At 69.9% G+C, this 13484-nt stretch carries 8 protein-coding genes; 6 read left to right on the plus strand and 2 right to left on the minus strand.

All coding sequences use genetic code 11. The annotated features are described in order from the left end of the window. A complete protein-coding gene (locus AC07BS_RS24380) occupies positions 1-2562 on the minus strand; it encodes a transglycosylase domain-containing protein (protein WP_478934453.1) in 2562 nt (853 codons plus the stop codon). A gap of 417 nt (positions 2563-2979) precedes the next feature. On the opposite strand from AC07BS_RS24380, the gene AC07BS_RS24385 reads away from it, so the two are divergent. From AC07BS_RS24385 to AC07BS_RS24400, 4 genes are all read left to right on the plus strand, one after another. Further along, complete coding sequence (locus tag AC07BS_RS24385) at positions 2980-3567, plus strand: PadR family transcriptional regulator (RefSeq protein WP_478645203.1); 588 nt, start codon at positions 2980-2982, stop codon at positions 3565-3567. 49 nt (positions 3568-3616) lie between these two features. Further along, complete coding sequence (locus AC07BS_RS24390; protein WP_478645200.1) at positions 3617-4699, plus strand: inositol-3-phosphate synthase; 1083 nt, start codon at positions 3617-3619, stop codon at positions 4697-4699. A 95-nt stretch (positions 4700-4794) separates the two neighbouring features. Then, on the plus strand, positions 4795-6063 hold the full coding sequence (locus AC07BS_RS24395; RefSeq protein WP_478934455.1) for an MFS transporter: 1269 nt from the start codon (positions 4795-4797) through the stop codon (positions 6061-6063). 110 nt (positions 6064-6173) lie between these two features. Then, complete coding sequence (locus tag AC07BS_RS24400; RefSeq protein WP_478645195.1) at positions 6174-6713, plus strand: LppU/SCO3897 family protein; 540 nt, start codon at positions 6174-6176, stop codon at positions 6711-6713. A 106-nt stretch (positions 6714-6819) separates the two neighbouring features. Here AC07BS_RS24400 and AC07BS_RS24405 read toward each other — a convergent pair whose 3' ends face one another. After that, positions 6820-8280: a CCA tRNA nucleotidyltransferase gene (locus AC07BS_RS24405; RefSeq protein ID WP_478645192.1), complete on the minus strand. Its 1461-nt coding sequence runs from the start codon at positions 8278-8280 to the stop codon at positions 6820-6822. A 207-nt stretch (positions 8281-8487) separates the two neighbouring features. Here AC07BS_RS24405 and AC07BS_RS24410 point away from each other — a divergent pair, with 207 nt between their 5' ends. Together AC07BS_RS24410 and murJ are read left to right on the plus strand one after the other, a co-directional pair. Beyond that, complete coding sequence (locus tag AC07BS_RS24410; RefSeq protein ID WP_478645189.1) at positions 8488-10818, plus strand: DUF6049 family protein; 2331 nt, start codon at positions 8488-8490, stop codon at positions 10816-10818. Positions 10819-10863: 45 nt separating this feature from the next. Beyond that, positions 10864-13116 (plus strand): murein biosynthesis integral membrane protein MurJ, encoded by a 2253-nt coding sequence (gene murJ, locus AC07BS_RS24415; RefSeq protein WP_478934458.1) that lies wholly within the window; start codon positions 10864-10866, stop codon positions 13114-13116. Positions 13117-13484: the final 368 nt, after the last annotated feature.

Consider the following 13484-nt stretch of genomic DNA (forward strand, 5'->3'; position numbering starts at 1 on the left):
TCAGCCCCCGGGGCCGCCGAAGAGACCTCCACCGCTCGTCGTGCGTCCGGTCTGATCCGGTGACGGGGTGCCCCCGGTGCCTCCCGTCACGGTGTCGCCACTGGTGGTGCCGCCGCTCTTCCCTCCGTGGCCGCCGTGCTTGCACTTGGGGTCGAGCGGGTTGCAGGCCCGGCTCGGGGACGGCGAGGCGGACGGGGACTTCGACGGCGACGCGGAGGCCGGCGGGGACGCCGAGGTGGAGGGCTGCGTCGACGGCATCATGCTGGGGGAGGGGCTGGCCCCGTCGCCGTAGACCTTCTCGCCGATCGGCTGCGGCGCGTCGAACGGCAGGACGGGCTGTCCCTTGAGGGCCTTGCCCATGTAGTCCGCCCAGATCTCCGCCGGGAAGGACGCGCCGTGGATGGTGGCCTTGCCGCCCACACCGCGCATCGACAGGAACTCCTGCTTCTTGGCGTTGGGGTCGACGCGGTACATGCCGATCGCCGTCGACAGCTGCGGGGTGTAGCCCGCGAACCAGGCCGAGCGGTTGCCGTCGGTCGTACCCGTCTTGCCCGCCACCGGGCGGTCGCCGAGCTTCGCGGCGGTGCCGGTGCCCGACTCCACGACGGTCTTCAGCACGTCGGTGACGTTGTTGGCCACGTTCGAGTCGAAGGCCTGAGCGCTCTTCTTCTCGTGCTCGTAGACCGGCCGGCCGTTCTTCTCGACCTTCTCGACCGAGTAGGGGTCGGTCTGCTTGCCGCCGGCCGCGAACGTGCCGTAGGCGCCCGCCAGGCGGATCGCGCTGGGCGCCGAGGTGCCCAGCGAGAAGGTGGGCGTCAGCGAGGCCAGCTGGTCCTTGTCCAGGCCCGCCTTGAGAGCGGACTCCTGCACCAGGTCGGTGCCGACGTCCATGCCCAGCTGGATGAAGGGCGTGTTGACCGAGAACTGCATGGCGGTGCGCAGGGTGACCAGGCCCTTGTCCTCGTCACCGTCGTTCGGCTGGTGCCACTCCCCGCCGTTCTGGTCGTGCCAGACGCGTCCGTTGTACTCGCGCAGGGTCACCTTGTTGTTGCCGTTGTAGACGCTCTCCGGCGACACGAGTGTGCGCTGGCTGTCGCTCTGCTGCGGGCCCAGGTTCGGGTTGCGCTTGCCGTGCGTCATCGCGGCGGCCAGAACGAAGGGCTTGAAGGTCGAGCCCACCTGGACACCGGTGTAGTCGGAGTTGTTGGTGAAGTGCTCCAGGGCGTTCTCGCCGCCGTAGATGGCGACGATCTTGCCGGTCTTGGGCTCCACCGAGGCGCCGCCGAACTGCACGAACTGGTCGACATCGCGCGCCTTCGGCTTGATGTTCGCCTTGCGCACCTCCTCGACCGACTGGGACAGCGCGTTGACCTTGTCCCGGTCGAAGGTGGTGTAGATCTGATAGCCGCCCTTGTCCAGTTCCGCCTTGCTGATCCTGGAATGGGCGACGATGTAGTTGTCCGCCAGGTCGGTCAGGTAGCCGATCTGGCCGGCGCGGTTGGTCGCGGGCTTCGGCTTCTGGACCTTCGGGAAGCCCTGCGAGACCCACTTGTCCCGCTCCAGGGCCTGCATCCGGCCCACCTGGACCTCACGGTCCAGCGTCCACTTCCAGCGGTCCGTGGCCCGCTTGGTGTTCTTCTCGGGCGTGGCCGCCGGCCCCTGCCCGCCGTACGGGTCGTAGAGGTTCGGACCGTTCAGCGTGGCCGACAGGAAGGCGCTCTCGCTGGGCGTGAGGTCGGCGCAGTCCTTGTCGAAGTACGCCCGCGCCGCGGCCTGGATGCCGTAGGCGCCGCGCCCGTAGTAGGCCGTGTTGAGGTAGCCCGCCAGGATGAACGGCTTGTCCTTGGTGGCACCCACCTTCACGGAGATGAGCAGCTCGGTGGCCTTGCGCTTGAGCGTCTGCTCCTGGCTCAGGTACGTGTTCTTCACGAACTGCTGGGTGATCGTCGAACCACTCTGCGTCTCACCGCCCTGCGCCATCTTCACGACGGCGCGTGCGATGCCCATCGGGTCGACGCCCCAGTCCTTCTCGAAGCTCGCGTTCTCCGCGGAGATGACCGCGTTCTGCATCGACTTCGGGATCTGGGCGATCGGCACGATCTGCCGGTTGAGACTGCCACCGCCGGCGACGACCATCTGCTTGCCGTCGGACCAGTAGTAGACGTTCTTCTGGACGACCGAGGCCTTCTGGGCGCTGGGCACCTGCACGAGGGCGAGGGCCACACCCACGATGCCGACGACCAGGCCGGCGAAGGTGACGACCATGCCGATCGTGAGCTTCCAGGACGGGATCCAGCGCCGGACACCGCTCTTTCCCGCGCGGGGATAGTCGATGAAGCGCTTGACGGGCGGACGCCCGTTGTCCCTGCGCCCCCGGCCACCGCCGCCGGATCCGGCGTCCGGGGAGCGTCTGCGCCCGTTCGTGGCGGAGCCGCGCTGGGGCGCGCGGGAGTTGCTGGGTGGTACGGCGCGACGGCCGGACGCCGGCTGCGGGGCCGTGCGACGGGCCGGGGCGCGTCCGCCGCCCTGAGGCGGCGGCGGCTTGCGGCGGTGCTCGCTCATCGAACGGTTACTCCTCGGGCAGGCACTATCGCCTGACAGCGGCAGGTGGCTTGCATTCCCCCCGATGTGCGATCCGGCTGTCCCCCTGAGCGACGGGCCGCACTGCGTACTGGACGAGGACGTCTGACGACGTCACCCGGTTCCCAGTGGTCTGCATGGCGCACAGACTACGCACGGCCAAATCCCACCCACTGCGGATGTTCACTCCAAATCAGGCCTGTTGTGTCCCACGAATCGGTGATGTGACCTCGTTCACCGTGCCCCCTCTTGTCGCCGCAGGACGCTCGTTCTATCGTCTGGATGTATCGAGTCGATACATCAGCTCGGAACATCAGCACGACACATCAGGTCGGCATAAGGGACCAATAAGGATTAGGGATCACAAGGACTAGGCTGTGGGGGACAAGGAGGCGAAACATGAGCAGACGCTCCGGCATCCTCGAGTTCGCCGTCCTCGGCCTGCTCCGCGAGTCCCCTATGCACGGCTACGAGCTGCGGAAACGCCTGAACACCTCCCTCGGGGTGTTCCGCGCGTTCAGCTACGGCACCCTCTACCCCTGCCTCAAGTCCCTGGTGGCGAGCGGCTGGCTGGTCGAGGAGCCGGGGAGCGCTCCGGAGGACGCCCGTGCGGCGTCACTGGCCGGACGGCGGGCGAAGATTGTCTACCGCCTGACGGCGGAGGGCAAGGAGCACTTCGAGGAGCTGCTCGCCCACACCGGTCCGGACGCGTGGGAGGACGAGCACTTCGCCGCCCGCTTCGCGTTCTTCGGACAGACCTCGCGGGACGTACGGATGCGGGTGCTGGAAGGCCGCCGCAGCCGTCTGGAGGAGCGCCTGGAGAAGATGCGCGCCTCCTTCGCCCGCACCCGGGAGCGGCTGGACGACTACACCCTCGAGCTTCAGCGACACGGCATGGAGTCCGTGGAGCGAGAGGTCCGCTGGCTGAACGAGCTGATCGAGAGCGAGCGGGCCGGGCGTGACAAGCGCAACGGCCCGGACCAGTGAGTCCTGCACTCCGCAGGACTTCGTCGAGTACAAACAGGGAGCAACCGGAATGGGTTCGGTTCGCGTAGCGATCGTCGGTGTGGGCAACTGCGCCGCCTCGCTGGTGCAGGGCGTCGAGTACTACAAGGACGCCGACCCGAACGGCCGCGTGCCGGGTCTGATGCACGTGCAGTTCGGCGACTACCACGTGCGTGACGTCGAGTTCGTCGCGGCCTTCGACGTGGACGCCAAGAAGGTCGGCCTGGACCTCGCGGACGCCATCGGTGCCAGCGAGAACAACACCATCAAGATCTGCGACGTTCCGCAGACCGGTGTCACCGTCCAGCGCGGCCACACCCTCGACGGTCTCGGCAAGTACTACCGCCAGACCATCGAGGAGTCCGCCGAGGCCCCCGTCGACGTCGTCCAGATCCTCAAGGACCGTCAGGTCGACGTCCTGGTCTGCTACCTGCCGGTCGGCTCCGAGGACGCCGCCAAGTACTACGCGCAGTGCGCCATCGACGCCAAGGTCGGCTTCGTCAACGCCCTCCCGGTCTTCATCGCCGGCACCAAGGAGTGGGCCGACAAGTTCACCGAGGCCGGTGTCCCGATCGTCGGTGACGACATCAAGTCGCAGGTCGGCGCCACCATCACGCACCGCGTGATGGCCAAGCTCTTCGAGGACCGGGGCGTCATCCTGGACCGCACGATGCAGCTGAACGTCGGCGGCAACATGGACTTCAAGAACATGCTCGAGCGCGAGCGCCTGGAGTCCAAGAAGATCTCCAAGACGCAGGCCGTCACCTCCCAGATCCCCGACCGCGACCTGGGCGAGAAGAACGTCCACATCGGCCCGTCCGACTACGTCGCCTGGCTCGACGACCGCAAGTGGGCCTACGTGCGCCTGGAGGGCCGCGCGTTCGGCGACGTCCCGCTGAACCTGGAGTACAAGCTCGAGGTCTGGGACTCCCCGAACTCCGCCGGTGTCATCATCGACGCCCTGCGCGCCGCGAAGATCGCCAAGGACCGCGGCATCGGCGGCCCGATCCTCTCCGCCTCCTCGTACTTCATGAAGTCCCCGCCGGTCCAGTACTTCGACGACGAGGCCCGCGAGAACGTCGAGAAGTTCATCAAGGGCGAGGTCGAGCGCTGAGCCGAGCGCTGAGCGCGGCCACACGGCAGAACGCCTGATCACAGGTCCCCGGGTAATCCACCCGGGGACCTGTGTGTTGTGTGAGGCTGTGGAGCATGCCTGTTGTGCGTGATCTTCGCGTCCTGCTCCATCTGCGCGATTTCCGCCACCTGCTGGCAGTCCGGCTGCTGTCCCAGGCCGCCGACGGGGCCTACCAGGTCGCCCTCGCGTCCTATGTGGTCTTCTCCCCCGAGAAGCAGACCTCCCCCGCGGCCATCGCCTCCGCCATGGCGGTGCTCCTCCTGCCCTACTCGCTCCTCGGCCCCTTCGCCGGCGTCCTGCTCGACCGCTGGAGCCGGCGTCAGGTGCTGCTCCACGGCAACCTGCTGCGGGCCGTCCTGGCCACCGGGACCGCCCTGCTCATCGTCGGCCGCGTCCCCGACTGGCTCTTCTACGCCTCGGCGCTGTCGGTGACGGCCGTCAACCGCTTCGTCCTCTCCGGCCTCTCGGCCGCCCTCCCCCGCGTCCTCGACTCCCCCGAGCGCCTGGTGATGGCCAACTCCCTCTCCCCGACCGCCGGCACCCTCGCCGCCACCGCCGGCGGCGGCCTCGCCTTCGCCGTGCGTCTCGCCGGGCCCCACGGCACCGTGTCCGACGCCTCGGTCGTCCTGCTGGGGGCCGCGCTGTACCTGTGCGCCGGACTGGCCTCGCTGCGCATGGCGCCCGGGCTGCTGGGCCCGGACGCCGCGGTGACCCGGACGCGGCTGCGCACGGCCCTGGCCGTCACCGCGCGCGGTCTGGCCGGGGGACTGCGTCATCTGGCAGAACGCCGGGTCGCGGCGGGCGCGCTGGCCGCGATGGCGCTGATGCGCTTCTGCTACGGCGCGCTGACGGTCACTCTGCTGATGCTCTGCCGGTACGCGTGGTCCGACGACGACTCCGGCGGGCTGGCCCTGCTCGGTCTCGCGGTGGCCGTCTCGGGCGCGGGGTTCTTCGCGGCGGCCCTGATCACCCCCTGGGCGGTCGAGCGGCTGGGGCGGCTGGGCTGGATGACGGCCTGCGCGGCGACGGCGGCGGTCGCCGAACTCGCCCTGGGCCTGCCCTTCAGGCCGGTTCCCACGCTCGCCGGGGCCTTCGTCCTGGGCATCGTCACCCAGGGCGCCAAGATCACGACGGACACGGTGCTCCAGGCGTCGATCGACGACGCCTTCCGGGGGCGGGTCTTCTCCCTCTACGACGTCCTGTTCAACGTCGCCTTCGTCGGCGCGGCCGCGGTCGCTTCCCTGATGCTGCCGCCGGACGGCCGGTCCGCCGCACTGGTGGTGATGGTGGCCGCGATCTACGCGGCGATTGCTGCCGCTATGGCGGGATTCCGCCGTCGATAAGTGTCACATGAAGGCCACAGACCCATTCTGAACAGCGGAAATGTCATGGACACCGGATAACTTACGGGCTGCGTCCGCCGACTGGATCTCGCCCCTCATAAGGACTTCCCGTGACCACACCGCCGCCCCCGCCCCATCCGCACGCCCCTCAGGGCGGCCCGTACGGCCAGCAGCCGCCGGCGTACGGTCAGCCCGGTCCGTACGGTCAGCCCGGCACCCCTTACGGTCAGCAGCCGCCGGCTCCGTACGGCCAGATGCCCGCCGGCCCGTACCCCCAGCCCGGCGGCTTCCCGGGTGCGCCGATGCCGCCGGCTCCGCCGCGCCGCTCGGCCATGAAGATCGTGCGCAAGGTCGTGCTGCCGATCCTCGGCCTCATCGTGGCCGTCGCCGCGTGGCTCTTCGGCAAGAGCGACGACACCCAGAAGCTGGCGGTCGGTGACTGCCTGCAGAACACCGGGACCAGCTCCAAGCCGACCATCGAGAAGCGCGACTGCACGGCCTCGAACGCCACCCACAAGGTGCTGAAGAAGGTCAAGGGCACGTCCTCCGCCTATACGGCCTGCGAGGGCGTCGAGGGCGTCGCCGCCGCGGTGACCTGGCGGGAGCGCAGCGACTCCTTCGTGCTCTGCCTGGCCTCGAACAAGCCGTAGACGGCCGGCGCGCACAACGACGAGGGGCGGTGTTTCACGTGAAACACCGCCCCTCACCCTTCCGTCACCGGTGGTGTTTCACGTGAAACACCACCGGTGCGGCACGTCAGCCCTGCTGGGTCGCCCACCACTCCTTGAGCGCGGCGACGGCGGCCTCCCGGTCCATCGGGCCGTACTCCAGGCGCATCTCCAGCATGTGCTTGTAGGCCTTGCCGATCTGGGGACCCGGGCCGATGCCGAGGATCTCCATGATCTCGTTGCCGTCCAGGTCGGGCCGGATCGCGTCCAGTTCCTCCTGCTCCTGGAGCCGCGCGATGCGCTCCTCGAGGCCGTCGTAGGCCCGGGAGAGGGCGTTGGCCTTGCGCTTGTTCCGGGTCGTGCAGTCGGAGCGGGTGAGCTTGTGCAGCCGCTCCAGCAGCGGGCCGGCGTCGCGCACATAGCGGCGCACGGCCGAGTCGGTCCACTCACCGGTGCCGTAGCCATGGAAGCGCAGGTGCAGCTCGACCAGCTTCGAGACGTCCTTGACCAGGTCGTTCGAGTACTTGAGCTTGGTCATCCGCGCCTTGGTCATCTTGGCGCCCACCACCTCGTGGTGGTGGAAGGAGACCCGGCCGTCCTTCTCGAAGCGGCGCGTCTTCGGCTTGCCGATGTCGTGCAGCAGGGCGGCCAGCCGCAGCACCAGGTCCGGGCCGTCCGTCTCCAGGTCGATGGCCTGCTCCAGGACGATCAGGGTGTGCTCGTAGACGTCCTTGTGCCGGTGGTGCTCGTCCCGCTCCAGACGCAGCGCGGGCAGCTCCGGCAGCACCAGGCGGGCGAGGCCGGTGTCGACGAGGAGCTTGAGGCCCTCACGCGGGTGGCCGGACAGGATGAGCTTGTTCAGCTCGTCACGGACGCGCTCGGCCGAGACGATCTCCAGCCGGTCGGCCATGTCGGTCATCGCGGTGACGACCTCGGGGGCCACCGTGAAGTCCAGCTGGGCGGCGAAGCGCGCGGCACGCATCATGCGCAGCGGGTCGTCGGAGAAGGACTCCTCGGGGGTCCCGGGAGTGCGCAGGACGCGCGCGGCCAGGTCCTCCAGACCGTTGTGCGGGTCGATGAACTCCTTCTCCGGCAGCGCGACGGCCATCGCGTTGACGGTGAAGTCACGACGGACGAGGTCCTCCTCGATGGAGTCGCCGTAGGAGACCTCCGGCTTCCGCGAGGTCCGGTCGTACGCTTCCGACCGGTATGTCGTGACTTCAATGTCGAAGTTCGCTTTGCGGCATCCCACCGTGCCGAAGGCGATGCCGACCTCCCAGACCGCGTCCGCCCACGGACGGACGATCTTCAGCACGTCCTCCGGACGGGCGTCCGTGGTGAAGTCCAGGTCGTTGCCGAGGCGGCCGAGCAGCGCGTCCCGTACCGAACCGCCGACCAGGGCGAGCGTGAACCCGGCCTCCTGGAAGCGGCGGGCGAGGTCGTCGGCCACGGGGGACACCCGCAGGAGCTCGCTCACAGCACGGCGCTGCACCTGGCTGAGCTCGTTCGTCGACGAGGGGGTATGGCTGTCATTGTTGGCGTTCGGCACAACAGGAAAGGGTACGTGTCCGCACGGCCGGCGGCCTCCTTGTTGTGCGCCGCTCCCCACCGGGCCACCCAAAGCAGGCGCAGCCCGGACAACGGGCCCTGGTAGCGATCTTGTAATGCGGTCCGCAGCACTTCGCCACAGCGGGCCTCGTTACCATTCACGGACGCACCATCCGACGACCACTGAAACGACGAGGGACGGGCGAGCGTGGCCGAGGCGGCAGAGGTCCAGGAGGCCTTCCAAGGGACAGCGCCCGCTTCTGCCTGCCGGTGGTCCCGGCACGTCGCGGTGCTCCTCGCCGGGGTGCTGATGTTCCTCGGCCTGGTGCAGCTGCCGGCCGCGCCCGGCGCGCGCGCCGACTCCGTCTCCCGCGCCGTGACGGTCGCCGTGACCTCGCTGGCCCCCGTCGCGCCCAAGCAGGACGACACGCTGACCATCACGGGCACGGTCACCAACAACGGGAAGTCGACGATCACCGGCGCCCATGTGGACCTGCGGGTGGGCCAGCAGATCACCACGCGCAGCGACATCGACGACATCGGCGACCGGAGCGCCTTCTCCCCGGGCTCGGACGGCTCCGAGGTCGGGGGGAACCACAGCCAGAAGCTCCAGCCGCTGGCCCCGGGCGTCAGCCGTGACTTCACCCTGACCGTCCCGGCCAAGGACCTGAACCTCGGCAAGGACGGCGTCTACCAGCTCGGCGTCACCCTCTCCGGGCAGTCCGGCGGCCAGGCCGACCGGGTGCTCGGCATCCGCCGGACGCTGCTGCCCTGGCAGCCCTCCGGCACCGACGGCAAGAAGACCCAGCTGACGGTGTTGTGGCCGCTGATCTCCGCGACCCACCTCACCGCCCGGACGGAGTCGGACCAGCAGCAGACCCCGATCTTCCCCAACGACGACCTGGCGGCCGAGCTGGCCCCCGGAGGGCGGCTCCAGCAGCTCGTGACGCTGGGCAAGGGCCTGCCGATCACCTGGGTGATCGACCCGGACCTCCTCGCCACGGTCGAGGCCATGACCAAGAGCTACCGGGTCGCCGGTCAGAGCGGGCAGAACACGCCCGGCCGGGGCCAGGCGGTCGCCAAGCAGTGGCTCTTCCAGCTCCAGGACGCGGTCAAGGACCACCAGGTGGTGGCGCTGCCGTTCGGGGACCCCGACCTGGCCTCGCTCGCCCACCACGGCAAGGACGTCTCCGGCTCCCTGAGCCACCTGCAGTCGGCCACGGAGCTCGCCTCGACCACCGTGGACACCATCCTCGGTGTGAAGCCCCGCACGGACTTCGCCTGGCCCGTCGACGGCGCGATCGACTCCTCGATCGTGGACGTCGCCACCTCGGCCGGCGCCCACAACGTGATCGCCCGCAGCGACAGCCTCCGCGAGGGCGGCGGCTCGCCGTACGCGCCCACCGCGGCCCGCCAGATCGGCGGCGGCAACACGGCGATCGTCGCCGACGCGCGGCTCTCCACGGCCTTCGAGGGCGACATGCTCAAGGCCGACGACGCCTCGCTCGCCGTCCAGCGGTTCCTCGCGCAGAGCCTCGTGGTCAACAAGCAGGCCCCGGAGAACGAGCGCAGCATCGTCGTGGCCCCGCAGCGCATGCCGACGGCGAGCCAGGCACAGGCCATGGCGGCGGCGCTCAAGGGCCTCTCCGACGGCCGCTGGACCCAGCCGCTGGACCTCGGGGACGCGGCCAAGGCCAAGCCCGACCCCTCCGCCAACCAGCAGGTGCCCGGCTCCGGCTCCTACCCGGACTCCCTGCGCGACCAGGAGCTGCCGACCGAGGCCTTCGAGGCGATCCAGCGGACCCAGAACACCCTGGACGGCTTCAAGGTGATCCTCACCTCCCAGGACCGGGTGGTGACGCCCTTCGGCAGCGCGATCATGCGGGCGATGTCCACGTCGTGGCGCGGCAACGAGCGCGGCGCCGCCGACTTCCGGAACGCCGTCCAGTCCTACCTGGACCAGCTCACCCGCCAGGTGCACCTGATCAAGAAGTCCGACGCGACGCTTTCCGGACGCAGCGCGACGATCCCGGTGACCGTGCAGAACGGCCTGCTCCAGGGCGTACGGGGACTCCGGCTCGTCCTCAGCTCGAGCCAGCCCAACCGCCTCAAGATCGACGACGAGTCCCAGCAGATCCACGTCGAGGGCGGACGCAGCCAGTCGGTGAAGTTCGAGACCCGGGCGAACGCCAACGGTCCGGTCCAGGTGACGGCCCGGCTGTACGCCGACGACGGCCAGCCCTACGGCGAGCCGATGACCTTCACTGTGCATGTCACGTCCATCACCCCTATGGTGCTGCTGGTCATCGCCGGTGGCGTCCTCCTCCTGGTCCTCGCGGGGCTCCGCATCTACTTGCAGCGCAAGCGGGCAGCGGCCCGTAACGCCGCAGGTGGCGAGCCGGACGACGGAACCGGGGGAGACTCGGGCGGCGACGGCGGATCCGGCGACGGCGAGCCCGAGCAGCCGGGTGATCCCGCGGCGGAAACCGGAGCGCGAAACGGTGACCGGTCCGGCTCAGGTGAGAAAGTGGAACATTGACGTGTTGTGGGGCCATGCGGCCGCGGACGATGAGGTGGGGTAGCGATGAGCGCGCCGTACGACGGTGACCGCGGCCAGGGCATGGGCGGTGACCAGCGGGATCCGTACCCGCCGGCACCGCCTGCGCCGAACCCGCCCGCGCCGGCCCCCGGCCACCCCGGCCCGGCGCACCAGGGTCCGTACGCCCGTGACCCCTACCTCCGGGACGCCTACGCCCCGGACCCGTACTCCGGCCACGACCCGTCCGCCCAGGACCCGGTGACCGAGGCGCGGTACGACCACGGCGCGCCCCCGCCCCCGCCGGGCGGCTACCAGCAGCCGGGCGTGCCTCCGCACGCCTCCGACGCCCGGATGTGGTCCCAGCCGCAGCCGCCGCAGCCCCCGGCCCCGGGCCGCCCGTACGTGGACGACGCCGCGGCGACCCAGGCGATGGCCTTCGTCGACCAGGGAGCACCCGCGCCCGCGGGCGCTCCCCCGCGGCGCGACGCCTTCACACACCTCTACCGCGACCAGCAGCAGCCGTACGAGCCCCAGCGACCGGCCGGCCCGCAGGTGCCGCCGCCCCCGGGTCAGTTCGTCCCGCCGCCGGCCCAGCCGGCGGCCCCCGAGCCCGCCCCGGAGTCCGAGCCCGCCCCGGCCCCCACCGCGACGGGCGGCGGTCGCGCCGCGAGCATGCTGAAGTCGAGCGCGCTGATGGCCGCGGGCACGATGGTGTCCCGCATCCTGGGCTTCGGCCGGAACCTCGTCATGGCGGCCGCGATCGGCGTCGGCACGCTCAGCGACAACTACCAGATCGCCAACACCCTGCCGACGATGATCTACATCCTCGTCGGCGGCGGTGCCCTGAACTCCGTCTTCATCCCGCAGCTCGTGCGCGCGATGAAGAACGACGACGACGGCGGCGAGGCCTACGCCAACCGGCTCCTCACCCTGGTCGTCGTGCTGATGGCGGGCGTCACCACGGTCTGTGTGCTGGGGGCTCCGCTCTTCATCACGATGATGTCGCCCACCATCGCCGCCGATCAGTCCCAGATGGACGTGGCGGTCGCCTTCGCGCGCTACTGCCTGCCCACCATGTTCTTCATGGGCGTCCACGTCGTCCTGGGACAGATCCTGAACTCGCGCGGCCGGTTCGGCGCGATGATGTGGACCCCGGTCCTCAACAACATCATCATCATCGCCACCTTCGGTTCCTTCATCTGGGCCTTCGGTCCCTTCAGTCAGAGCCAGGTCAACGCCGGCACCATCACCCCCGAGGGCGTCCGCCTGCTGGGCATCGGCACCCTGCTGGGCCTCGTGGTGCAGGCCCTGGCGATGCTCCCCTACCTGCGCGACGCCGGCTTCCGGATCCGTCCCCGCTTCGACTGGCGCGGTCAGGGCCTGGGCAAGGCCGCCGGCCTGGCCAAGTGGACGTTCTTCTTCGTCCTGGCCAACCAGATCGGCCTGATCGTCGTCAACCAGCTCGCCACCAAGGCGGGCGCTCTGGCCGACAAGGCGGGCCACGAGGGCACCGGCATCACCGCCTACAACTTCGCGCTCCAGCTCTGGCAGATGCCGCAGGCCATCATCACCGTCTCGGTGATGACCGCGGTGCTGCCCCGGATCTCGCGCGCCGCCCACGACGGCGAGATCTCGGCCGTCCGCGACGACCTCTCGCACGGCCTGCGCACCTCCGCCGTCGCGATCGTGCCGTGCGCGTTCGCCTTCCTGGCGCTGGGCGTCCCGATGTCGACCCTGATGTTCGGCGGCGGCTCGGGCAGCGCCGCGGCCACCAACATCGGTTTCGTCCTGATGGCCTTCGGCCTCGGCCTGATCCCGTTCTCCGCGCAGTACGTCATCCTGCGGGGCTTCTACGCCTACGAGGACACCCGGACCCCCTTCTACAACACCGTCATCGTCGCCGCCGTCAACGCGGCGGCCTCCGTCGTCAGCTATTTCGTCCTGCCCGCGCGCTGGGCCGTCGCCGGCATGGCCGCCTCCTACGGCCTGGCCTACGCCGTCGGCGTCGGTGTCGCCTGGCGCCGCCTGCGCAGCCGTCTCGGCGGCGACCTGGACGGCGCCCGCGTCGTCCGCACCTACACCCGGCTGATCGGCGCCAGCATCCCCGCGGCCCTGATCAGTGGTGCCGTCGCCTACGGAATCGGTCAGGTTCTGGGCAACGGCGTCCTCGGATCGCTCGCCTCCCTGACCGGCGGTGGACTGATCCTGATCGCCGTCTTCTACATCGCCGCGAAGCGGATGCGGATCGAGGAGCTGACCGCCATGGTCGGTATGGTGCGCGGTCGGCTCGGCCGCTGACCGGAGCACAACCATCGCCCGCCGCCGTGTGTCGTGCATTACGCCGGACTGTGGGCACAATTGGTCTTGGCTCTGGACAGCGTGCAACGGATGGGGAGGCAGGAACGACGGTGGCGGAACGGAGCACGGCTGCCGTCGACGTGGCCGACAACAGCGGCGAGCAGCCACTGACCGCCGCAGCGGAGAAGGCCACGGCCGACGGGACGGAGGCCGACAAGAAGGTCAGCACGCACAAGGACACGAAGCGGGGGGGGGGGGGGAGGGCGGGGGGGGGGGGGGGGGCACCCAAGTTGCCCACCTGGCAAAAAACCCCCCCAAAAACCACCACCTAGGCGTGTATTCGCCCCCCTTCGGGGGTTTGTATTTGG

The sequence above is a fragment of the Streptomyces sp. NPDC044063 genome, from assembly GCF_056434285.1.

Excerpts from the sequence above, each read along its gene's own strand:
- AC07BS_RS24380 (WP_478934453.1), bottom strand. The coding sequence starts at position 2,562 with ATGAGCGAGCACCGCCGCAAGCCGCCGCCGCCTCAGGGCGGCGGACGC.
- AC07BS_RS24385 (WP_478645203.1), top strand. The coding sequence starts at position 2,980 with ATGAGCAGACGCTCCGGCATCCTCGAGTTCGCCGTCCTCGGCCTGCTC.
- AC07BS_RS24390 (WP_478645200.1), top strand. The coding sequence starts at position 3,617 with ATGGGTTCGGTTCGCGTAGCGATCGTCGGTGTGGGCAACTGCGCCGCC.
- AC07BS_RS24395 (WP_478934455.1), top strand. The coding sequence starts at position 4,795 with ATGCCTGTTGTGCGTGATCTTCGCGTCCTGCTCCATCTGCGCGATTTC.
- murJ (WP_478934458.1), top strand. The coding sequence starts at position 10,864 with ATGAGCGCGCCGTACGACGGTGACCGCGGCCAGGGCATGGGCGGTGAC.